Annotated in this window: 18 protein-coding genes and 4 tRNA genes; 8 read left to right on the forward strand and 14 right to left on the reverse strand. The window is 58.7% G+C overall.

Features of this window, described 5'->3' with window-relative positions:
- Nucleotides 1–307 precede the first annotated feature (307 nt).
- From gorA to G5149_RS15560, 5 genes are all read right to left on the reverse strand, one after another.
- On the reverse strand, nt 308–1,657 hold the full coding sequence (gorA, locus tag G5149_RS15540) for a glutathione-disulfide reductase (protein ID WP_337073432.1): 1,350 nt from the start codon (nt 1,655–1,657) through the stop codon (nt 308–310).
- A gap of 76 nt (nt 1,658–1,733) precedes the next feature.
- On the reverse strand, nt 1,734–3,701 hold the full coding sequence (locus G5149_RS15545) for an ATP-binding protein (RefSeq protein WP_421212890.1): 1,968 nt from the start codon (nt 3,699–3,701) through the stop codon (nt 1,734–1,736).
- A gap of 118 nt (nt 3,702–3,819) precedes the next feature.
- A complete protein-coding gene (locus tag G5149_RS15550) occupies nt 3,820–6,900 on the reverse strand; it encodes a multidrug efflux RND transporter permease subunit (protein WP_216952542.1) in 3,081 nt (1,026 codons plus the stop codon).
- 15 nt (nt 6,901–6,915) lie between these two features.
- Nucleotides 6,916–8,049, reverse strand: coding sequence for an efflux RND transporter periplasmic adaptor subunit (locus G5149_RS15555; RefSeq protein ID WP_005355753.1), 1,134 nt, complete (start codon nt 8,047–8,049; stop codon nt 6,916–6,918).
- Entirely contained in the window at nt 8,046–8,642 is a 597-nt protein-coding gene (locus G5149_RS15560) for a TetR/AcrR family transcriptional regulator (protein WP_005339267.1), read from the reverse strand. Before G5149_RS15560 ends, G5149_RS15555 begins: the two co-directional genes overlap by 4 nt.
- Before the next feature lie 232 nt (nt 8,643–8,874).
- On the opposite strand from G5149_RS15560, the gene G5149_RS15565 reads away from it, so the two are divergent.
- The 5 genes from G5149_RS15565 (at nt 8,875) to G5149_RS15585 (ending at nt 10,026) form a co-directional block, all read left to right on the forward strand.
- A tRNA-Arg gene (locus tag G5149_RS15565) sits at nt 8,875–8,951 on the forward strand.
- 51 nt (nt 8,952–9,002) lie between these two features.
- Nucleotides 9,003–9,078, forward strand: a tRNA-His gene (locus G5149_RS15570).
- Nucleotides 9,079–9,098: 20 nt separating this feature from the next.
- A tRNA-Leu gene (locus G5149_RS15575) sits at nt 9,099–9,184 on the forward strand.
- Nucleotides 9,185–9,255: 71 nt separating this feature from the next.
- Nucleotides 9,256–9,332, forward strand: a tRNA-Pro gene (locus G5149_RS15580).
- Between the two features lie 178 nt (nt 9,333–9,510).
- Entirely contained in the window at nt 9,511–10,026 is a 516-nt protein-coding gene (locus G5149_RS15585; protein WP_216979787.1) for a ricin-type beta-trefoil lectin domain protein, read from the forward strand.
- 34 nt (nt 10,027–10,060) lie between these two features.
- Here the strand turns inward: G5149_RS15585 and G5149_RS15590 are convergent, their stop codons facing one another.
- From G5149_RS15590 to G5149_RS15625, 8 genes are all read right to left on the reverse strand, one after another.
- The gene (locus tag G5149_RS15590; RefSeq protein ID WP_216980250.1) at nt 10,061–10,876 is read right to left on the reverse strand and encodes a Cof-type HAD-IIB family hydrolase; all 816 of its coding nucleotides are present in this window, start codon (nt 10,874–10,876) and stop codon (nt 10,061–10,063) included.
- A gap of 89 nt (nt 10,877–10,965) precedes the next feature.
- Nucleotides 10,966–12,006, reverse strand: coding sequence for an alpha/beta fold hydrolase (locus G5149_RS15595; protein WP_216979786.1), 1,041 nt, complete (start codon nt 12,004–12,006; stop codon nt 10,966–10,968).
- On the reverse strand, nt 12,006–12,665 hold the full coding sequence (locus G5149_RS15600) for a CatB-related O-acetyltransferase (RefSeq protein ID WP_216979785.1): 660 nt from the start codon (nt 12,663–12,665) through the stop codon (nt 12,006–12,008). The genes G5149_RS15595 and G5149_RS15600 overlap by 1 nt, the downstream gene beginning before the upstream one ends.
- Nucleotides 12,665–13,396, reverse strand: coding sequence for a tRNA (guanosine(18)-2'-O)-methyltransferase TrmH (gene trmH / locus G5149_RS15605; protein ID WP_216979784.1), 732 nt, complete (start codon nt 13,394–13,396; stop codon nt 12,665–12,667). Before trmH ends, G5149_RS15600 begins: the two co-directional genes overlap by 1 nt.
- Nucleotides 13,397–13,440: 44 nt before the next feature.
- The gene (gene spoT, locus G5149_RS15610; protein WP_216979783.1) at nt 13,441–15,558 is read right to left on the reverse strand and encodes a bifunctional GTP diphosphokinase/guanosine-3',5'-bis pyrophosphate 3'-pyrophosphohydrolase; all 2,118 of its coding nucleotides are present in this window, start codon (nt 15,556–15,558) and stop codon (nt 13,441–13,443) included.
- Nucleotides 15,559–15,689: 131 nt separating this feature from the next.
- Entirely contained in the window at nt 15,690–15,965 is a 276-nt protein-coding gene (gene rpoZ, locus G5149_RS15615; protein WP_005307060.1) for a DNA-directed RNA polymerase subunit omega, read from the reverse strand.
- A 79-nt stretch (nt 15,966–16,044) separates the two neighbouring features.
- Nucleotides 16,045–16,671 carry a guanylate kinase gene (gmk, locus tag G5149_RS15620; RefSeq protein WP_005339253.1) on the reverse strand — a complete coding sequence of 209 codons (627 nt, stop codon included), beginning with the start codon at nt 16,669–16,671 and terminating at the stop codon, nt 16,045–16,047.
- A 303-nt stretch (nt 16,672–16,974) separates the two neighbouring features.
- On the reverse strand, nt 16,975–18,027 hold the full coding sequence (locus tag G5149_RS15625; RefSeq protein WP_421212893.1) for a glycosyltransferase family 9 protein: 1,053 nt from the start codon (nt 18,025–18,027) through the stop codon (nt 16,975–16,977).
- A 222-nt stretch (nt 18,028–18,249) separates the two neighbouring features.
- Between G5149_RS15625 and G5149_RS15630 the strand changes: the two genes are divergently transcribed.
- Together G5149_RS15630 and G5149_RS15635 are read left to right on the forward strand one after the other, a co-directional pair.
- Entirely contained in the window at nt 18,250–18,963 is a 714-nt protein-coding gene (locus G5149_RS15630) for a 3-deoxy-D-manno-octulosonic acid kinase (RefSeq protein ID WP_005339249.1), read from the forward strand.
- 70 nt (nt 18,964–19,033) lie between these two features.
- Nucleotides 19,034–19,897, forward strand: a complete 864-nt coding sequence (locus G5149_RS15635) for a GGDEF domain-containing protein (RefSeq protein ID WP_421212895.1) — start codon at nt 19,034–19,036, stop codon at nt 19,895–19,897.
- Nucleotides 19,898–19,903: 6 nt separating this feature from the next.
- Here G5149_RS15635 and G5149_RS15640 read toward each other — a convergent pair whose 3' ends face one another.
- Nucleotides 19,904–20,758 carry a carboxylate/amino acid/amine transporter gene (locus tag G5149_RS15640; RefSeq protein WP_421212896.1) on the reverse strand — a complete coding sequence of 285 codons (855 nt, stop codon included), beginning with the start codon at nt 20,756–20,758 and terminating at the stop codon, nt 19,904–19,906.
- Nucleotides 20,759–20,798: 40 nt separating this feature from the next.
- Between G5149_RS15640 and G5149_RS15645 the strand changes: the two genes are divergently transcribed.
- Complete coding sequence (locus tag G5149_RS15645) at nt 20,799–21,260, forward strand: DUF6314 family protein (protein ID WP_421212897.1); 462 nt, start codon at nt 20,799–20,801, stop codon at nt 21,258–21,260.
- Nucleotides 21,261–21,379: the final 119 nt, after the last annotated feature.

Raw genomic sequence — 21,379 nt, forward strand, 5'->3', positions numbered from 1 at the left:
GATAACCCGCGAGGGCGAGGACCAGCAGCAGATATAGCCAATTCATAACGACTCCGTTGAGGTAATTAGCGTCAGGGATCGATGCATATCCGTGTCGATCCCATAGGTCTCATTGACGCTGAAAGGGTATGTAAAACGGGCGTAAAGGCGCCATAAAGCCCGATTTGGCTGGCGTAAAATCGGCGTAAAGAACGAGGTTTTTGCGAGGGTTCTGGTGGCGAGGCGGGATCAAAAGACCCGGCCTGAGCCGGGTTTGAACGCTGGTGGAGAAGATGACCTGATAGTGGCAGGTCAGTCTGCAATGTGCTTATCGCATTGTTACAAACTCTTCCGCGCTAGTCGGGTGGATGGCGACACAGTTGTCGAAGTCTGCCTTGGTGGCACCCATCTTCATGGCGACGCCGAAGCCTTGCAGGATCTCGTCCATCGCAAAGCCGATGCCGTGCAGACCGACTACCTTCTCTTCCGGGCCGACACAGACCAGCTTCATCCGGGTGGGCTGGCGATGCTGGGTCAGTGCCGAGTACATGGCGGTGAACTGGCTGCGGTAGACCTTCACCTGATCTTCGCCGTATTCGGCGATGGCTTCCGGTTCGGTCATGCCTATGGTGCCGATGGGCGGGTGGCTGAACACCACGGTCGGCACCAGATCGTAGTTGAGGTGCTCGTTCGGTTTGTTGTTGAACAGCCGCTCCGAGAGGCGGCGGCCTGCCGCGACAGCCACCGGGGTGAGCTGGATGCGGCCGGTGTTGTCACCGACGGCATAGAGATTGGCGACGGCGGTGTTCTGGAACTTGTCGGTCGGGATGAAACCCTGCTTGTCCAGCTCGATACCGGCTGCGGCCAGGTTGAGGTTGTCAGTGGCCGGGACGCGGCCGATGGCCCAGATCAGGCAGTCGACGGTGAGGTGGCGACCATCTTCCAGCTGCAGGGTCAGGCTCTCATCGGCGTTCTTGACCACGGCTTTCGGAATGGCGTGGGTGTGAAGCTTGGGCCCTTCTTGCGCCATGATCTCCACCAGAGTCTCGTGGATCATGGGGTCGAAGTTGCGCAGCGGCGCGTGTTTGCGCACCACCAGATGGGTCTCGGAGCCCAGTGCTTGCATTACCCCAGCGATCTCGACGGCGATATACCCTGCCCCTACCACGGCAACCCGCTTGGGCTGGCTTTGCAGCTCGAAGAAGCCGTCGGAGTCGATGCCCAGCTCGGCGCCCGGGATGGCTGGCACTTCAGGACGGCCGCCGGTGGCGATCAGGATGTGATCGGCGCTGTACTGCTCACCATTCACTTCGATGGTGTTGCTGCTGACGAAGCGGGCGAAGCCCTTGATGACGGTGATCTGGTTCTTGCCCAGTACGTTCTGGTAGGACTGATGAATGCGGCCTATGTAGGCCTGGCGGGACTCGACCAACTTGGCCCAGTTGAAGTGGTTGAGGGTGGTGTCAAAGCCGTAGTCGGCGCCATATTTCAGGGCATCGGCGATCTGGCCGGCATACCACATGGCCTTCTTCGGCACGCAGCCGACGTTGACGCAGGTTCCACCCAACTCTTTGGCTTCAATCAGGGCAACTTTCTTACCGTACATGGCAGCCCGGTTGGCCGAGGCGATACCGCCGCTGCCGCCGCCGATGGCGATATAGTCAAAATGCTGTGCCATTGCGAGGTTCTCCGCTCATTAAGAATGCAATCACAGCATGATGGGGATAAAGCGGCTGGCTCACAAGAGCCAGCGCTCAGTTATGTTGGATCGGCAGGCGAATATGGAACTGGGCACCCTGACCCGGTTCGCTGGCACAGTTGATGCGACCACGTAGCAACTGCACTACCAGGTTGTAGATGATGTGGGTGCCCAGACCGCTGCCACCCTGACCCCGCTTGGAGGTGACGAAGGGATCGAAGATGCGCGGCAAGATTTCGGGCGGGATACCGCGACCGTTGTCCGAGTAATCGATAAACAGCTCCTCTCCCTGCTGCTCCACCTTGATGGTGATCTTCTTCGGTTTGTCCCAGTTGTCGAAGCCGTGGTTGATGGAGTTGAGGATCAGGTTCGAGTAGATCTGGGTGAAGCTGCCCGGGAAGGAGAATATAGACAGCTTGGGATCGCACTGGATATCCACTTCGCACTGGCTCTTCTTCAGTTTGTGGCCAAGCGAGACCACCACCTGATGGAGGTTGTCGGCGAGGCTGAAGTTGTAGCGTGCTTCCGATGACTGGTCGACCGCCACCTGCTTGAAGCTGGCAATCAGCTCGGAGGCGCGCCGCAGGTTGCTCTGCAGCAGCTGCATCGACTCGTCGAGGTTGACGGTGAACTCGTTGAGATAGGAACGCGACAGCTGTTTTGACTCTATATGAGATTTGAAGTCGGCAACCCGTTCCTGCAGGTAGGAGGAGGCGGTCACACTGATGCCGATTGGGGTATTGATCTCGTGTGCCACCCCGGCCACCAGCGAGCCGAGGGAGGCCATCTTCTCCGACTCCACCAGGGTTTGCTGGGCTTGTTTCAGGTCGTCGTACGCCTTGCCCAGCTGGTTGTTGGCTTCGCTCAGGCTGCGGGTACGCTCCACCACCTTGCCTTCCAGCTGCTCGTTGAGCTGGATTATCTCCCGCTCGACCTTTTTCAGCTGGGTGATGTCGTAGCCGAAGCCGATCTGGTACTTGAGGTTCGGCCCTTCATAGAAGGGTACGAAGGTCCACTGCAGCACCAGCTCGTGGGCCTGCTGGTCATGCATGATGACCTCTTTGTCCGCCAGTGAACCTTCCGCCGCCAGAATATCGTTCAGCTCTTCCCGCTGGGTCGGGCTGACGAAGAGATCCAGCCAGTTGTGCTGGAGCAGCTCCTGTTGGTGATAACCGGTCAGCAGGATGGCTGCCGGATTGATGCTGGCGATGGTGAGATCCGGCTCCATACAGCAGATGACCATGTTGGCCGAGTTGATCAGGGTGGCGGAGAAATCCCGCTCCTGTTGCAGTTGTTCCACCGCCTGATGACGAGCGACCAGCTCGTCACGTAGCCGTGTGCGCATCTGGTTGAGGGTGGAGACCAGGGTATCCAGTTCGTCGGGTTTCTTGCGTGGTTGCGGACGCCCCTCCAGCACCAGCTCCATGTCGAGCCGATCGAGGTTGAACTTCTGGGCGTAGTTGGCGATGCGGTTGATGTGTCTGACCACCAGATAGTAAATGATGATCAGGATACAAAATGAGACCACCAGGGTCTTGATGGTCTGGCTGACCATGATCAGCACTGATTTCTCGATCAGGCGCTGGTAAATCTGCTCCAGCGACGCGGCGACAAACAGCTTGCCGACAATTTCCCCCTGATAGGTGAGATTGAACTCCTGGGAGATGTCATAGCTTTCCCGTTCCACTCCCTGGGTCAACAGTGGCACTTCGGAGTTGCCGAGCATCTCCTTGACCATCACAAACTGCATGTTGGGCAGGTTCATGATCCCTTCGATCTGCACTTTGACCTGCTCCTCATCGAGGTTCCACAAGCTGGCGGCAATAGGTTGCAAAAAGGAGGCTTCGATCTGGCCGATGCTGTCTTCGATGACGGCGACATCCTTGCGGTAATCCCAGGCGAGTTGCAGCACCGTAATGATCATCGCCAATACGGTACTACACACCAGAATATAGGAGAGCAGGCGGTATGAGAGTCCGTTGCGGCCTACGGCCTCGGCGGTCTTGGAGATGAGTCCTGACATGGCGTCCTTGCGGTCTGGATGTTGTGTTTTTTAGTTTAACTGCTTCATGGACTTATGTCGTCTTTCCTGCGAACCATAAAAAAGGCCCCGTATCGGGGCCTTGGCAAGTGATTGATGATCAGTGTCCGCCGTTTGCCTTGGGCGGAATGGTTTCATCGAATACCGGCAAGGGTTTGTGCTCGGAAGCCAGATAGGTGTAGATCACCGGCAGTACGAACAAGGTGAACAGGGTACCGATGGCAAGGCCTGCCACGATGACGATACCGATGCTGAACCGTTGTGCTGCACCGGCGCCTGCGGCGTAGAGCAGCGGGATCAGACCGGCAATCATGGCGGCGGTGGTCATCAGGATCGGACGCAGACGCACCTTGGCGGCTTGCATCACGGCTTCCATCCGGTTCATGCCGCGCAGCAGCTGCTCTTCCTTCGCTACTTCACAGATCAGGATGCCGTGCTTGGTAATCAGACCCACCAGGGTGATGAGGCCCACCTGGGAGTAGATGTTCATGGTCGCCAGTCCCCATGCCAGGGCAATCAATGCTCCACTGATGGCGAGCGGGACAGAGACCATGATTACCAAGGGGTCACGCACCGACTCGAACTGGATCGCCAGCACCAGGAAGATGATCGCCAGTGCCAGCGCGAAGGTGGCATAGAGCGCATTGCCTTCGGTGACGAACTGACGGGCTTCACCCATGAAGTCGTAACGATAGCCTTGCGGCAGCTTCTCGTCGGCGGTGGTCTGGAACCAGTTGATCGCATCACCCATGGCCACACCCGGAGCCGGAACGGCACCGATAGTGGCGGAGTTCAGCTGGTTGAAGTGGGGCAGGGCGCGGGGCTCGCCAACCACTTCAATGGTGATCAGGCTGCCGAGCGGGATCGACTTGCCATCTGCGGCCCGCACGTAGTAGCCCTTGATGGACTCCGGATTGAGACGGTATTTGCGCTCGACCTGCGGGATCACCTCGTAGGAGCGGCCATCCAGGTCGATACGGTTGACGTAACCGTCCGCCATCATGGTGCCCATGGTGATACCGATATCCTGCATGGTGATGCCGTAGGCACCCGCCTTGTCCTTGTCGATGCGGATCTTCATGGTGGCGGAGTCGTAGTTCAGATCGAGATCCGAATAGACGAACTGACCGTTACTCTGCGCCGCGGCCAGAATTTCACCGGCCACCAGGAACAGGCTTTCGAAGCTGTTCGGGGTGGTGATGACGAACTGGATCGGCAGACCACTCGATGCTCCCGGCAGTTCCGGGAACTGGAAGGTGGTGATGGCCATACCCGGGATGTCTTTCACCAGATTGGCGACCCGATCCAGCACCTCTTTCTGGCTCGCTTCACGCTGACTCCAGGGCACCATGGAGGCGATACCGAACGCCTGGTTGGCGTTGAACACCCCTGAGAAGACCTGGGAGAAGGCGATCTCGGGCTGCTCGTCCAGGATCTTGTTCACATCCGCCATGGTGTTTTCGATGTAGTCCAGGTTGGCGTTGGACGGTGCGGTACCCAGCACGGCCATTACCCCCTTGTCCTCTGACGGTGCCAGTTCGCTCGGGATGAACTTGAACAGCAACGGCAGGCTGGCGAACACGATGACGGCGAACACCACGATGACGGGGCGCTTTTTCATCACGGCGTGCAGCATGCTGTCGTAGCGATCGGTCATCCGTTCCAGCAGGTGGTGGACCGTGCTCTCGAATTTGCCCGGCTGCTCGTTGGCTTTGAGCATCTTGGAACACATCATCGGTGACAGGGTCAGGGCGATGATGCCCGAGACGAACACGGCGCCAGCCAGGGTCAGGGCAAACTCCTTGAACAGGGAGCCGGTGATGCCCCCCATCAGGGCGATAGGCGCGTATACCGCAGCCAGGGTAACCGTCATGGCGATGACCGGCACCGCAATTTCACGGGTACCGATAATGGCGGCCCGGAACGGCTCTTCACCTTCTTTGATATGGCGGTCGACGTTCTCCAGCACCACGATGGCGTCATCCACCACCAGACCGATCGCCAGCACCATCGCCAGCAGGGTCATCAGGTTTATCGAGAAGCCGAACATATCCATCATCATCACCACGCCGATAAGACTGAGCGGAATGGTGATGATCGGGATGATGACCGCGCGGAACGAGCCGAGGAACAGGGTGATGACCACCAGAACGATGGCGGCTGCCTCCAGGATGGTCTTGATAACCTCGTGGATGGACTCGTTGATCGCCACGGTGGAGTCATACATCACGTTGAGACGCATGGTGCTCGGCATATTGCGCTCAAGGCTCGGCAGCAGTGCCAGCACATCGCGGGCGATATTGATGGGGTTGGCTGTCGGGGCGGCGTTGACCGCCATGACCACGGCTTCGCGACCATTGGCGCTGGCACGATAGACATCGTGACTCTTCTCGAGGGTTACCTTGGCGATGTCCGCCAGACGGATCACCTTGCCGTCGCGGGTGGCCACCACCAGTCGCTTCAGCTCGTCGACATCCTTGACCTGGGTCTCGGCATTGCCATTGAACAGGGTGAAGTAACCGGTCGCCTGACCTGTCGCGGACTGATAGTTGTTGCTGTTGAGCACCGTCATCACGTCGCTGGCAGTCAGGTTGAAGGCCGCCATCTTGGCCGGATCCAGCCATACCCGCAGGGCAAACTCGACACCGCCGTAGAGGTCAACCTTGGAGACCCCGCCGACAGTAAAGAGCTGTGGCTTGATAACCCGCTCCAGATAGTCGGTGATCTGGCTGGAGTTGAGCTCCGGGCTGGTAAAGCCGAGGTAGAGCACCGCCGTGGTTGAACCAGTGGAGGAGGTGACCGAGGGGTCTTCCGCCTCTTTCGGCAACTGAGAGCGCACCGAGTTCACCTTCGCCAGTATATCGGACAGCGCGGCGTTGGGGTCGGTATTGAGCTTCATGTATGCAGTGATGGTGGAGCTACCCAGCTGGCTGGAGGAGGTCATGAAGTCGATGTTGTCGGCTTGCGCGACCGCCTGTTCCAGCGGCTGGGTGATGAACCCCTGGATCAGATCAGAACTGGCGCCATAGTAGCCAGTGCTGACGGTGATCACCGTGTTGGTCACCTCGGGGTATTCCCGTACCTGCATCTTGAAGATGGCCTGAAAGCCCAGCAAGGCGATCAGGAAGCTGAGCGAGATCGCCAGCACAGGCCGTTTTATAAATATGTCAGTAAATCGCATCGCAGATCTCCGCGCTTACAGCATCGGGGTTTGTGCCGGAACGGCCAGGGCATCGTTCTCGACCACATGCACCTTGGTGTCGTTGCTCAGGCGAACCTGACCCGACAGTACGATCTGGTCACCGGCCTGGATGCCGGAGAGCACATGCACATCGTTGCCACGGCGCTCACCGGCCTTGACCACAACCTGCTTGGCTCGCAGCACTTTCACCTTGTTACCCTCTTTGTCGGTCTCTTCGCCCTCTTTGAGCACGTAGACGTTCTGACCGTAAAGGGTGAAGGAGATAGCGGTCTGCGGGATCACGATCTGATCTTTCACCGTCGGCAGAATGATGCTGGCGCGGGCGAACATACCGGAACGCAGCTGACCGTCGTTGTTCGGAATGTCTGCCTGTACCTGGATCAGGCCGCTCTGGAAGTTGACCGCAGGCTCGATGGCGGTGATATGACCGTCAAACTGGGTTTGCGGATAGGCATCCACATTGATCTTGATGGTCTGGCCCAGCTTGATTTTGGAGATATCGGTCTGGGGCACGGTGAAGCGCAGGCGCATCACGCTGGTATCTTCCAGGCGCACGATATCTGTGCCCGGCTGCAGATACTGACCGAGGAACACATTGCGCAGGCCGACCACGCCGCTAAAGGGCGCACGGACTTCACGACGGGCAATGGTCGCCTTCAGACTCTCGATATCTGCTTCCAGTGAGCGATAGGCCGCTTCCGCCTCATCCAGCTGCTCTTTGGAGATGGAGCTGGTCTTGTAGAGGTTCTGGAAACGATCGAACTTGGCTTTTGCCGCCGGCAGCTTGGCCTGGGAGGCGCGCAGATTGGCCCGCTCCACGGTGGAGTCCAGGCTGAGCAGCAGCTGGTCAGCCTTGACCGGTTTGCCCGACTCGAAGGTGATGGCGTCAATGGTACCGGCCAGTTCGGTGGAGAGGGTCACCCCCTGATTCGGCTCGATGAAGCCGATCGCTTCGATGGTCGGTACCCAATCCTGCGCCTTGGTCACCATGGCGGTGACGGGGAACTCGGGTTCCGGCCGGTTGGCCATATATTGGGCAATCATCTTCTGTTTGAACAAATTGAAGCCGATGACGCTGCCAAACAAGGCGATCGCTATCAGCAACATAATGGCCATCCACTTTTTCATGAACAGGCTCCTGAGGTGGAAAGATTGGGGGATAAAATGGCATTCCAGCTGGCCCGGATCGCGGTTTCCAACTGCGATTCGGTCAGCGTGATGTTGTGCACCCTGCACTGCAGGGCCAGATGCATGACACTGTCCAGACTCAACACCTGGAGTGCCCGTATCGGTAAATCAATAAACAATCCTTGTTCAACGCCCTGTTCAAAAAATCGGTCCAGAGGCTCCCAGGCGGCCAGAATGACAGGATTGGTCTCCAATTCTGCCCCTAGCGGAGAGCTCTCGTACTGCAATTTGCACCGGATAGCGTTGGGTTCGTTAACAAAAATGGCATGAATATTGAGCCATAATTGGCGAAATTGTTGAAATGAAACTTTATCGATTGCTACATCGGCCATGACCATGGGCACACACTGCAAGATAGTGTGCTGGTGCAGTTGCCGGATCAGATCATCCTTGTCGCCGAAGTAGCGATAGATGGTGCCGGTGGCAACATTGGCCTTCTTGGCGACTTCTGCAATCGACAGACCATGAAAACCCCGTTCACCCAGCACCTCATGGGCCGCGTTGAAGATGCTCTCTTTTTTATCCAGAATCATCAGTGTGACTTTCGATTGAATGAACGTTCATTCATTCTAGATGGGCATCAAATCAAGTCAAGGCAGCAAGGCGATTTGCGACTGCGATCTGCCCCTTTTTGGCTGTCAGCAGGGGAATAGTGGAAGAAAAGTGCGCAATGTGCTTGAAAAAACAACGAACGGTGTTTCGGTGACAGAAAAGTGTAGACAAACCAGCAACCATCATTAATAATGCGCCCCGTTCGACAGCGTAGCGCCCGTAGCTCAGCTGGATAGAGCGCTGCCCTCCGGAGGCAGAGGTCACAGGTTCGAATCCTGTCGGGCGCACCATCAAAAGTGCGTCGGTTAAACGGGCGTTGTTGTGGAACGAAAACAGCTGTGGTGGCTGTAGCTCAGTTGGTAGAGTCCCGGATTGTGATTCCGGTTGTCGTGGGTTCGAGCCCCATCAGCCACCCCATTTTACAGCTTGTCAGGTACGCGAAGGTGGCGGAATTGGTAGACGCGCTAGCTTCAGGTGTTAGTGCCCCCAGGGTGTGAGGGTTCGAGTCCCTCTCTTCGCACCATACTTGCTGTATGACGAGGATGACCATCAGGTCGTCTTTGTTTTTTGAAAAGCACTATTTTTGAATAGCATCGGTGATTAGCGCAGCCCGGTAGCGCATCTGGTTTGGGACCAGAGGGTCAAAGGTTCGAATCCTTTATCACCGACCACATTTAGAAAAACCTCGCTTCGGCGAGGTTTTTTGCTTTCCGGCCTTTACTGCGCCTGCACGCTTTCTCTGTTACGTCTGTTTACACTCTATCAGGGCAGAGTGCCCCACCTTTCGGTTATGCTTCAGCCTCGAGTCACTGACAAACGGATGTCATCGGCCCATTTCAGGCATTTTCCATGAATAACAAAATTTCCCTTGCTTGCTCTCCCGCCCTGCTGGTCGCCTTGTTGCTGGGAGGATGTACCATCAAGCCGCCATCAACCGATGAAATGATGGACTCAATCGCTTCGATACCGTCGGAGGACCGGGTGCTTTCCCCCTTGCTGACCAGCGGTGATTTTTGCGTTGCGGTGTCCCAACAGAAGGTGTTGGCACAACCTTGCAGCGGAAAAGACGATCAACTGTTCGAGTGGGATCTGGGTGAGTTGCGTCTGCAGGATCTCTGTTTGCAAGCCAAAAACGACAGCGAAGTGATGCTGGCACCCTGTGACGGTCAGGCGCAGTGGGAGTGGCAGAAAGACAGGCTTTTCAACAGCAAGGTCTCTCGCTGCCTCGATGTGGCCGGGCGACGCCATACCCCCGGCACGCCGCTGCGGCTGGCTGAATGCTACGGCGGAGCGAACCAGAGCTTCAGCTGGCAGCGGCCCAATCCCTGGCTGGAAACCCTGAAAAAACAAAGCCTCACATGGTGAGGCTTTGCTGAATCGGATGGCGGGCTGAAGAGGATCAGGCGGCGCTGACGCTCTCCAGCTCGAACAGCTTCTCCAGATAGACGGCGACGCCATCTTCATCGGAGGTGAGGGTCTGCTCGTACTCCGGCAGCGCCATTTTCAGGCGGTCATGGGCGTTACCCATGACGATGCCGCGCCCCACCATAGTCAGCATCTCGAGGTCGTTCATGCCATCGCCGAATGCGATCGCCTCCGACATGTCGAAACCGTTCTGCTCCAGCACGGCACGCACCGCATTGCCCTTGTGCACCCCGGCGTGCATCACTTCGAGGCAGTCCGGCAGGGAGAAAGTGACGTTGAGCTGATCGCCGTAACGCTGGTTGAGGTGCGCCTCAATCTTCAGCAGCTTCTCGTGGTCACCGATGTAGAACACCTTGTTGATCTGCTCTTTCGGTTCCTGTTTCAGGTCATCGACCAGACGGTAGGTGAACCCTGACTCGTCGTGGAACTGCAGCAACCAGGGCAGCTCCTCTTCCACCACCCAATCATCACCCTGATAGACATTGAGGTGGATAGAGGGATCTCGCTCCAGTGCAATCAGTTCGGCGGCGATCTCGGTCGGCAGCGGCTGGTTGAAAATCAGCTGGTCCTGTTTGTCATGGACCACGGCGCCATTGGAAGTAATGAGGTAGATGTCCATCCCCAGCGCATCGCGGAAGCTGCGAACGTCAACATGATGACGGCCGGTGGCGACCACGAATTTCACACCTTGTTCTACCAGGCGGTGCAGGGTATCCCGGGTACGGGGAGAGATCTGGTGCTGCTTGTTGAGCAGAGTGCCATCGAGATCGGATACAACTACCTTGAACATCATTACCTCGGCATCGATTGAAAACAGGGGCAGTTTACCTTAGCCCGCACTGTCACCCCATTTATTTAGGGTTACAAAAAATAGCCAGCTCAGAAGCGGGCGAAAAAGTCGACCATCGCGGTCAGGGCGGGCTGGCGTTTGTCATCGGATTCGATAAACAGTTCGTGCCAGGCCCCCTCGATGCGCAGCGGTTTGCCCCCTTCGCACTTGGCAATGGTGCAGAAGCGTTCCTGCGCGGCATTGTCCACCACGCTGTCCTTGCCAGCTTGCAGCACCAGCAGCGGGGTTTTGATGGCGCCCGCATCGGCGATGGCGGCATCGGCACCGGTGATCCCCTGATAAATCCAGTGGGCAGTCGCGCCACCCAGCTTGATCTGCGGGTGCTGCTCGTAGATTTGGCGGAAGGCTTGATAGCGGGGCTGGCTGTGAGTCAGCTCGTTATCGGCAAAGCCGTGATCCTGATAGGCGCCCTGACCGGGGCCGTAGGGAGGCTCGCCAAGCCAGCCGCCGACCGTGCCTATGGTGCTCGCCAATCCCTTGGCCAGCCACTTGGGCAGACCGCCGAGATTGATGCCCAGCATGGGGGAGGAGAGCACGGCCGCCTTGATATCATCGGGCCAGCGTTCCAGATAGCGGGCCGAGATGGCGCCGCCCATGGAGTGGGCCAGCAGGAACAGCTTTGCAGGCTGGTCCGCCATGATTATCTGGTCGTGAAACTGCTTGAGATCGACCACATAATCGTCGAACTGGTCGACATATCCCTTCTGCGGGTCATTCAGCATCCGGTCGGACATCCCCTGACCACGATGGTCGATGAGATAGAGGCTGTAGCCCTGACGCCAGAGATCCCACGCCAGCTCCTGATACTTGAGGTAGCTCTCGACCCTGCCATTGACGATCAGGATGGCGCGATCGACCTTGGCTTGCCGTAGCGCGGCATAGCGGATGGTTACGCCATCCTTGCCCTTAAACTCTCCTTCCACCGCATGCTGGCGCCAGAAGTCGGGCAGGGTTTGCTGGTAGAGGCTGGGTACATCGGCTTCGCTGGTGAGCTGATAGGTATTGGTCACGGCAAGGGCTCCGGCAGAAAACAGGGTCAGGGCCAACAGGGAAAGAGAGAGGGGTTTCATCAGGCACACTCCTGTTGCCAATGGTGATAAAGGGCGGCGATATCCCCCGAGCAGAGTAGCGCCATGCTGGCTTGCAAGCGGGGCAGGGGCCAGTCCCACCACTGCATCTCTTGCAGCATGAGGATCTGCTCATCGCTGAAACGGCGGCGGATCGGTTGGGCCGGGTTGCCGCCGACTATGGTGTAAGGGGCCACATCCCTGGTCACCACGGCGCGGGTGGCGATGACGGCGCCGTCACCTATGGTGATGCCGGGCATGATCATCGCTTCCGAGCCGATCCAGACATCGTTGCCAATCCGGGTGTCTCCCTTGCGCAGAAAGCCGCTGCGGGCCCCTTCGCCAAAGGTGTCGGGGTTGAACGGGAAGGTGGAAACCCAATCCAGCCGGTGGCCCTGATTGCCCGCCAGCATGAAGGTGGCGCCCGAGCCGATGGAGCAGAACTTGCCGATGATCAGCCGATCCACCTCGCCCCAGAGGCCGCTCTCCCAGGTGTCGCGGGTCGAGCCATCGCCGAGCAGGTAACGGACGCAGTGATCCTCGAACGGCTTGCCGTGGTAGTAGCCGGAGTAGTAGCTGTAGTCGCCGGCCTCTATGTTCGGGTTGGTCAGGTGATCCCGGATGATTTGCGATTCCAGCCAGCTGCCAAAAGGGTTCTCCATCACTCCTCCTGTAGGTCGTCCTGCTCGCTCTGCTGCGCCCACCCTTTGCGGGTCAGCTGCATCCGCTGCCACCACTCTTCGTCCGCCAGAATTTCACCGGCCGGGCCGAGCTGGGGGTAGGGCATTTCTTTCTCTTTGCAGAGCTGGGCATAGATAGGATAACCCCCCTCGAACAGGATGCTGTTCTGCTCCTCCAGCGTGAGCGGGCAGCCGCGCTGATAGCAACCGGCCAGCTCGCGCTGACGCTGCGCTTCGTAGAGGATGGCGGCGGCAGCCACCGAGACGTTGAGGGACTGCACCATGCCCACCATGGGAATGACGATATGGTGGTCGGCCAGCGCCAGCGCCTCTTCACCGATGCCGTGTTTCTCCTGACCCACCAGAATGGCGGTCGGTTTGGTGTAGTCGATAGCGCGAAAATCGACGGAGCTGTCGGAGAGGTGAGTCGCCAGGATCTGCATGCCGGAGGCTTTCAGCTCGGCAACGGCGCTGCCGATGTCCGGGTGCAGTTTTACATCCACCCAGTTCTGGCTGCCGCGGGCGGTGCCCTTGCGCTTGTGGATCCAGGTTTTGGGCCAGACGGCGTGTACCCGGTGGATGCCGATGGCATCGGCGGTACGCACGATGGCGGCCAGATTGTGGGGTTTATGGACCTCTTCCATGCAGACGGTCAAATCGAGCTGACGCTGGGCCAGCATGTCGGTGATGCGCTTGAAGCGTTCGGGGGTCATGGCTTGTCTCTATAAAAGCAGCAGGCGGCTTGCGCCGCCTGTGTTCAGTTCTTCTGTCGGCTCACCTTGAGCACGTTGGGCATCACGCGGATCTTGCGCATGATGTTGGCCAGGTGGATGCGGCTCTTGGTTGTGATGAGCAGGCTGACCTGATAGACCCGGCCATCCTTCTCTTCGGTGCTGATGGCGTGAATGTTGGCGCCGGTGGCGGCAATCACGTTGGCCAGCTCGGCCAGCGCACCCTGATGGTTGACGATCTCGATGCTGATACCGGTGCGGAACTCCTGCTCCTGCTCCTTGTCCACTTCCCACTGCACTGGCAGGTACTTGTCCGGCTCCTTGCTGTAGCCCTTGATGTTGCGGCAGGCTTCCTGGTGGATCACCAGACCCTTGCCCGGACTGATATGGGCGATAATGGCATCTCCCGGGATGGGGCGGCAGCAGTTGGCGAAGGTGACCAGCATGCCGTCGGCACCCTTGATCGGCATCTTCTTGCTGCTGGACTTGGGTTGCTCTTCCGGCGGCAGTTCATCCCCCAGCATGCGGCGCGCCACCATGACACTCATGGCGTTGCCGAGGCCCACATCGGCCAGCAGTCCCTGCAGATTCTCATGTTTGGTATCGGCGAGCACCTGCTTGATGCGCGGCTCGGGGATGTCTTCGATATTCTTGGCGCCCAGCGCATGGTTGAGCAGGCGGCGACCCAGCACCACCGACTCTTCGGTGCGCAGGTTCTTGAGGAACTGGCGGATCTTGGAGCGAGCCTTGGTGGTCACCACGAAGTTGAGCCAGGCTGCATTGGGGCGAGCCCCCGGCGCCGTGATGATCTCCACCGTCTGGCCCGAGTGTAGCGGGCTGCTGAGCGGGTAGGGGTGGCGGTCGACCCGCGAACCGACGCAGGCGTGGCCGATGTCGGTGTGCACCGTATAGGCAAAGTCCACCGGCGTGGCGCCAGCGGGCAGCTCCATGATGCGTCCCTCCGGCGTGAACACGTAGATCTCGTCGGGGAAGAGGTCGGTTTTGACCCCTTCGATAAATTCAAAGGAGCTGCCGGCGCTCTGCTGCAATTCCAGCAGGCTCTGCATCCAGCGCTGGGCGCGGATCTGGGCCGTGGTGCCCGAGCTGTCGCCATCCTGCTTGTAGGCCCAGTGGGCAGCAACCCCTTTGTCGGCCATCTGATCCATGAACTCGGTGCGAATTTGCACCTCGACCGGTACCCCGTGCGGCCCCACCAGCGAGGTGTGCAGCGACTGGTAGCCGTTTGTCTTTGGGATGGCGATGTAATCCTTGAAGCGGCCGGGGCGCGGTTTGTAGAGGCTGTGCATCTGCCCCAGCACCCGGTAACAGGTATCTATGTCCTTCACCTTGACCCGAAAGGCGTAGATATCCATTACCTCATGAAATTGCAGCTCTTTTTTCTCCATTTTGTTGTAGATGGAGAACAGATTCTTCTCGCGGCCACTGACCTGATGTTCGATCCCCGCCTCTTTCAGGCGACCGCTGATTTCGCTCTGGATGGAGTCGATGATCTCGCGGCGATTGCCACGGGCGCGGCGCACCGATTCGCGCAATACCCGCGATCGCATCGGATAGAGCGCCTCGAAGCCCAGCTCTTCCAGCTCGTTCTTCATGGTGTGAATACCGAGGCGGTTGGCTATTGGGGCGAAGATTTCGAGGGTTTCCCGGGCAATGCGGCGGCGCTTGTCCGGCCGCAGCGAGCCCAAGGTGCGCATATTGTGGGTGCGGTCGGCCAGCTTGATCAGAATGACCCGGATATCCTGGGTCATCGCCATCACCATCTTGCGGAAGTTCTCGGCCTGAGCCTCTTTGCGATCGCGAAACTTCAGCTTGTCGAGCTTGGAGACCCCGGCCACCAGCTCGGCGACCGCATCGCCAAACTGTTCGGCCAGATCGGCCTTGGTGATCGGAGTATCCTCGATGACATCGTGCAGCACGGCGGCCATCAGGGTTTCATGATCGAGGCGCATGTCGCCCAGGATTCGGGCAACGGCAACAGGGTGGGTGATGTAGGGTTCGCCACTGGAACGCATCTGACCCTGGTGGGCATCACGGGCCACCACATAGGCTTGCTTGAGCTTCTCAACCTGCTCTGGTGGCAGGTAGGAACTGGCTATTTCTTTAAGGTTTTCAAATAAATACAAGACAGTCCCCGCAGCGGTGAAACGGCAATTCGTGGAATTGAGGGTATAGCCCTGAGTTTGCGAGGTTTTCGAGCGGTTGTAAATGGGGATGAACAGTCGGCACCCGGGCGGGTGCCAACCGGAGGAATAACTTAACCGCGGCCTTCGGCGATGGCAGCAACGGCAGCCAGCTCGGCGGCTTCCTGCTCTTGCTGTTCGTAGCGGTCCTGGGTGTCCATCACTTGATTGTTCACCAGACCCAGCTCGATCTCACGCAGGGCGATCACAGTCGGCTTGTCGTTCTCTTCGTCGACCAGGGGATCTTTGCCTTGTACCGCGATTTGACGAGCGCGGCGCGCGGCGACCAGCACCAGGTCAAAACGGTTACCTACCTGTTTTACAGCATCTTCTACAGTAACGCGTGCCATGCAGGACTCCAGTGTTTGGGCTTTCTGTATTTAGAAAAGCAGTGTTTAAAAATGACGCAAAAGTTTACTTGTTTTTGGCTTACTCTGCCAGTAGCTGTTGCAGCAAGTTTTTTTGAGCCTGTTGCTGGTGACGCATCTCCAGCCGTTGGCACTCAATAATGGACCTGAGCTGGAACAGCGCCTGCTCGAAGTCTTCATTGATAATGACATAGTCATACTCGTCGTAGTGCACCATTTCGGCAATGGCTTTCGCCATCCGGCCGGCAATCACTTCGGCGCTGTCCTGACCGCGCCCAATCAGGCGGCGTTCCAGCTCTTCGCGGCTGGGGGGCAGGATGAAAATGGATTTGGTCGGCATCTGCTCGCGGATCTGGCGGGCACCTTGCCAGTCGATGTCGAGGAATACGTCGATCCCCTTGGCCAGACAGGCTTCGATGGCGGCGCGTGAGGTGCCGTAGTAGTTGCCGAACACTTCGGCCCACTCCAGAAAATCACCGCGTTCGATCAGCGCCTTGAACTCTTCCACCTGGACGAAGTGGTAGTGGACGCCGTGCTCTTCGCCCGGGCGGGTGGCGCGAGTGGTGTGGGAAACCGACAGCTGCATCTTGCCAGCTTGATTGTGGTTGGTCAGCAAGGCATTGAGCAGACTGGATTTACCCGCGCCGCTCGGAGAGGAGATGATATAGAGAGTGCCTTGTTGCGCCATATTATTACCTTTAATCGAAACCGCTGTTTTGGTTGTAGCAGAGACCGCCGTCTTGTGCCCGAAAGGGAGACAGCCAAACGCAAAACGCGGAAAACTCTTGAGTCAGGAGGATGTAAAGGCGGCGAATTTTACCAGAATGCGGCGAATAAAAAAACGGCCGGAATCATATTCCAGCCGATCAAAGTATTCGTAGCTTGCTGCGGGAGCGTAACCCACATCAGCCTGCATTGTGCCTTTGGCTGAGGGCAGAGGCTATCAGGTTATCCCTGCCTGATGGCTCGGAATTCCCGAGGTGCCCTGTCATTACGGCAGCTGACGATCTGCACAGAGGTGGTCGAAGGCGGCGATCACCTGCTCGCTGGTGATTTTTCGCATGGCCTCCGGATCCTTGAGGCGGGTGCGCCAGCTCAATTCGGCCAGCGGCTTGCCGGTCTCCTGCTCGACCAGCTCCTGATAGACGCTGACCACGTAGTCGCGGCACAGATAGGGGCCGGTGCGCGCAGGATTGTGGTGGGCATAGAGGCCGATCACCGGTGTGCCGACCAGGGTTGCCATATGGGTGGGGCCGGTATCGGGGGCCAGCACCAGACTCGCCTCACCAATCAGTGCCAATAACTGCTTGAGGTTGGTTTGCCCCACCAGATCGACCGGCTTGCTCTGGCTTAAGCGCTGGATGTCGGCAGCCAGATCCCGCTCCAGTTTGGCCGGCCCGCCACAGAGATAGACCTGAAAGCCCTTGTTGGCGGCGTGATCTGCCAGCGCGGCATAGCCTGCGGCAGTCCAGTTCTTGAACGCCTTGCTGGCGGCTGCGCAGATAAGCAGAGTCGGTTTACCGCCAATCTTCTCCTTTGCCCACGCCTGATGTTCGGCGCTGATGGGCAGTTGCCAGTCCGGGGTCAGATCCTTGATGCCGAGCTCTTTGGCGAAAGCGAGGAAACCGTCCAGCACGTGGGGGGAGGCAGGCGAAGGCACTTTGTGGTTGGTGAACAGCCACTGGCCGTCGTTGGCCCGTTCCCGATCAAACCCGAGTCTGACCTTGGCCTTGATGCCGAGGGTGGCGATGCTGGCTCGCATCGCTGCCTGCAGGTGGAGCAGGGCATCGAAATTGCGCCCCTTGAGGGTCTGCCAGAGATCGCGATAGCCGCGCCATCCCTTGCTCTTGTCGAAGGGGATCACCTCGACGCCGGGCAGATCGGCAAACAGGGTTGCCTCGATTTTGCCGGTGATCCAGGTGATGCGGGTCTGTGGCCACTCCCGCTGGATGACGCGCACCAGCGCCAGTGCGTGGCAGCAATCCCCGATGGCGGAGAGCCGCAGGATACAGATGGAGGAGGGGGGCGTTTGAAATAGCGGCATGTTGTGGCGCACGGCTGGCAAAAAGGGTGGATGGCATTATGCAAACTCCCCTCTGGATTGTAAAATTGCGCACAATCGTCAGCCAGGATAGGCCGGGCCCAGCGCCATGACCTGTTTCTGCACGTCGTTGATTAAAGGCCACTATTGCGGGCATGCCAGAGCGGCAGCCTCATCGCCAATTGAAAAATTGCGATCCATGACCCACCGAGCGGGATCTCCACGATGCGAGTACAGACCGAACACAACCAGATCTGCTGGTATGCCGAAGGGGCCTTTCGCGACCCTTCTCCCCAGTTATTCGATCCTGCCTGGTGGCAGAACAACCGTCAGGTGGTGGGGACCTCCATCGGACGGGGAGTGACCTGGTTCGTCAAGGATGAGTCCCGCCATCTGGTGCTGCGCCATTACTATCGTGGCGGCATGGTGGGCAAGGTGGTGCGGGATCGTTTCTGGTTTGAAGGGGTCGAGTCGAGCCGCGCCATGGCCGAATACACCCTGCTGGCCAAGCTGTGCGAGCTGGGGCTGCCGGTGCCACGTCCGTTTGGTGCCCGCATGGTCAAACAGGGCCCATTCTATCGTGCCGATATCCTGATCGAGCGAATTCGCGGTGCCAAGGATATGGTGGCGCTGCTCAAGCAGGGGCCGGTGGCGACCGAGGTGTGGCACAAGATAGGCCAGACGGTGCGCCAGCTGCACGATGCCGGGGTCTATCACGCCGATCTCAACAGCCACAACCTGCTGCTCGATAAAGAGGGCAAGGTGTGGGTGATCGATTTTGACAAGGGTGCGATCCGTTCCCCCGGCGAATGGCAGAAGGCCAATCTGGAACGCTTGCTTCGTTCATTCAATAAAGAGTCTCAACTGCATACCAGTTTCCACTTCGTACCGGAGAACTGGCAGACCTTGATGAACGGGTATCAGGGAAAAGCGCTCTGACCCTGTTGCTCGGCGTGAACGCCAATGTTACTTATTGAGCAGGTATTCAGATCCTGTTTCGAGGCGCCCCATGGAAATGCTCAAGACACCTTTGGTCGATGTGACTGCCCGGCTTGATCCGGGTCTGCTGTCTGATGCCATGGCGCTGCTGGAGGCGGGGATCTGGACTTGGTCAGCCCAACATGGACTACAGCGTGATCCCTCCTGCCTGCGATTGCTGGGATTGGGAGAGAGCTGGCCGGATGATCTCGGCTGGCTGGATCGGGTTCACCCCGACGATGTTGCCCGGCTGGAAGATGCCCTGCTCGCCTGTCAGAGTGGCCGCAGCAGTGGTCTGCGCCTCGAATACCGCATTCTTCACCACCACGGCCACTACATCCGGCTGGAAGAGCGGATGCGTCGTGACGAGCGGGGTCATCTGTTTGGCGTGGTGCGCCATCTCGATCCCGCAGTGGTGCTGGTGGAAGAGCGGCACGGCACCGATCCGCTGACCGGTCTGGAGAGTCGTGGCCGTTTCGAGCAACTGCTTGAAGAGCGGCTGGCGACCGAGAGCGGCACTTTCAGTTTGCTGCAGTTTTCGGTCGATCACATGGCCAAAATCCAGCAATTGTTTGGCGAAGCGGCTTGCGACGCCATGCTGGCCAAGCTGGCGCGTATCGTGCGCCACGAGCTGCGGCGGGAAGATCCCTTCGCCCGCTGGGATGAGGATGGTTTTATCCTGATGCTCTCCCAGACCGAGCGGATGAGTGCGCTGGAGATCGCTGAGCGGCTGCGCCTCGAGATTGCCGATGCCAGCCTGTTGTCACAGCGGCCGGTCACCGTCAGCATCGGTCTGGTGCAGAGCCAGACCGGCGAGCAGCTCGATCATCTGCTGGCCCGGCTGGCCACCTGTCACGGTCAGGCCAGACGGGAGCACAACACCGTCGTCGGCTGAGTGCGGTCAGGGTTGGCCGCTTTTGTCACGCTGGCAGACCCAGAGCGAGGCCAGCATCAGCAGGCCGCCGATGGTTAGCCGGGTCAGGTCGGTATCCTTGCCCCAGAGCAGCAGATTGACCAGCAAGCCGGCCGGAATGAGCGCATTGTTCATGATGGCCAGCACCCCGCTGGTGACCAGTGTCGCCCCCTTGTTCCAGAGGAAGTAGCCTAGGCCGGAGGCACCCACCCCCAGCCAGAGCAGAATACCCCATTGCAACCCTGATGTTGGATATTGCGGCTTGCCCAGCAACCACCAGGCGGGCAGGGCGATCACCAGCGCCCCCAGATAGAAGCAGCCGAACACCGCCAGTTGCGGCGGTTGCTCCGCCTCCCTTGCCAGCAGTACCTTGTAGCCCACTTGACCCAGGGCGAAACAGAGGTTGGCTCCCTGCACCACCAGAAAGCCCAGCGCATAGCTCTCGGTCAGCCCGTCAAAGCGGATCACGGCTGCACCGGCGACAGCCAGCAGGGCTCCCCACAGATAGGCGAGGTTGAAACGCCGCTCAAGCAGGTCGTGGAGCAGGGTGACGTAGATGGGGGTGAAGATGGTAAAGACCAGTACTTCCGGCACCGTCAGCAGCAGGAAGGAGTGGTAGTAGAAGAGATACATAATGCCGAGCTGGATGGCACCGAGAGCCATCAGTTTGCCTGCCAGAGCGGGGCGCAGCCAGCGGCGACGCAGGAAGGGTAGAAACACCAGACTGGCGAGAGCGATGCGGGTCAGCACCGAAAAGTAGGCATCCACCTGACCGGCGAGGTAGACCCCGATCAGGCTGAAGGAGAATGACCAGAGCAGGGTGACCCCTATCAAGTAGTTCATGTGGTTGATTTGTCATCAGTTGTCAATTTTTGAGGGGGCTATGATGGCCGAGATGGAAGCGGCAATCCAGCGTTTATGGGCACGATTGCCACAGGTCGGAGCATTTGGCTTCACCGCCAGCAATGGCGAGGGGTCGGCGACCGACTGGAATGGTCGCTGCGAGGGGGTTGTGGCGGTGACCGATCATCAGGGTGGCTTGCTCTTCAGCGAGCAGGGGCGCTACACCACTCCCCATGGTCGGGTGCTCACCATGCACAACCGTTTCTGGTGGCAGCGTAGCGAGCGGGGGATCCGCCTTTCTCACCTGCGTTATGAAGCGCCGGTCGAGTTGTTCGAGCTGCTGCCGCAAGGGGATGGCCGCTGGCTGACCGCCGAGCCCCATCTGTGCGGGGCGGATCACTATCGCGCCGAGCTGACCGAAATAGACGGCGGTTTTCTGCTGAGCTGGCAGATCACCGGGCCGCGCAAGAACGAACGGATCGATTACCGCTACCGGATGTGAGTGGCGGCAAACGGGCATAAAAAAACCGGCGCAGAGCGCCGGTAGCGGGGGACAAATCGGAGGTTTTTTAAAACAGTCCCAAAAAACAGGAGAGATGAACTCTCTTCACACACTCAGAA

The organism is Aeromonas sp. 600479 (genome assembly GCF_049175515.1).
Lineage (GTDB): Bacteria > Pseudomonadota > Gammaproteobacteria > Enterobacterales > Aeromonadaceae > Aeromonas > Aeromonas veronii_A.

What these genes read in the sequence shown, in the direction of transcription:
- G5149_RS15635 (WP_421212895.1), top strand. Translation starts at nt 19,034, where the DNA reads ATGGAAATGCTCAAGACACCTTTGGTCGATGTGACTGCCCGGCTTGAT.
- G5149_RS15555 (WP_005355753.1), bottom strand. Translation starts at nt 8,049, where the DNA reads ATGAAAAAGTGGATGGCCATTATGTTGCTGATAGCGATCGCCTTGTTT.
- rpoZ (WP_005307060.1), bottom strand. Translation starts at nt 15,965, where the DNA reads ATGGCACGCGTTACTGTAGAAGATGCTGTAAAACAGGTAGGTAACCGT.
- G5149_RS15600 (WP_216979785.1), bottom strand. Translation starts at nt 12,665, where the DNA reads ATGGAGAACCCTTTTGGCAGCTGGCTGGAATCGCAAATCATCCGGGAT.
- G5149_RS15545 (WP_421212890.1), bottom strand. Translation starts at nt 3,701, where the DNA reads ATGTCAGGACTCATCTCCAAGACCGCCGAGGCCGTAGGCCGCAACGGA.
- G5149_RS15595 (WP_216979786.1), bottom strand. Translation starts at nt 12,006, where the DNA reads ATGAAACCCCTCTCTCTTTCCCTGTTGGCCCTGACCCTGTTTTCTGCC.
- trmH (WP_216979784.1), bottom strand. Translation starts at nt 13,396, where the DNA reads ATGACCCCCGAACGCTTCAAGCGCATCACCGACATGCTGGCCCAGCGT.
- G5149_RS15625 (WP_421212893.1), bottom strand. Translation starts at nt 18,027, where the DNA reads ATGCCGCTATTTCAAACGCCCCCCTCCTCCATCTGTATCCTGCGGCTC.
- G5149_RS15645 (WP_421212897.1), top strand. Translation starts at nt 20,799, where the DNA reads ATGATGGCCGAGATGGAAGCGGCAATCCAGCGTTTATGGGCACGATTG.
- G5149_RS15585 (WP_216979787.1), top strand. Translation starts at nt 9,511, where the DNA reads ATGAATAACAAAATTTCCCTTGCTTGCTCTCCCGCCCTGCTGGTCGCC.
- G5149_RS15630 (WP_005339249.1), top strand. Translation starts at nt 18,250, where the DNA reads ATGCGAGTACAGACCGAACACAACCAGATCTGCTGGTATGCCGAAGGG.
- G5149_RS15550 (WP_216952542.1), bottom strand. Translation starts at nt 6,900, where the DNA reads ATGCGATTTACTGACATATTTATAAAACGGCCTGTGCTGGCGATCTCG.
- gmk (WP_005339253.1), bottom strand. Translation starts at nt 16,671, where the DNA reads ATGGCGCAACAAGGCACTCTCTATATCATCTCCTCTCCGAGCGGCGCG.
- G5149_RS15590 (WP_216980250.1), bottom strand. Translation starts at nt 10,876, where the DNA reads ATGTTCAAGGTAGTTGTATCCGATCTCGATGGCACTCTGCTCAACAAG.
- G5149_RS15560 (WP_005339267.1), bottom strand. Translation starts at nt 8,642, where the DNA reads ATGATTCTGGATAAAAAAGAGAGCATCTTCAACGCGGCCCATGAGGTG.
- gorA (WP_337073432.1), bottom strand. Translation starts at nt 1,657, where the DNA reads ATGGCACAGCATTTTGACTATATCGCCATCGGCGGCGGCAGCGGCGGT.
- G5149_RS15640 (WP_421212896.1), bottom strand. Translation starts at nt 20,758, where the DNA reads ATGAACTACTTGATAGGGGTCACCCTGCTCTGGTCATTCTCCTTCAGC.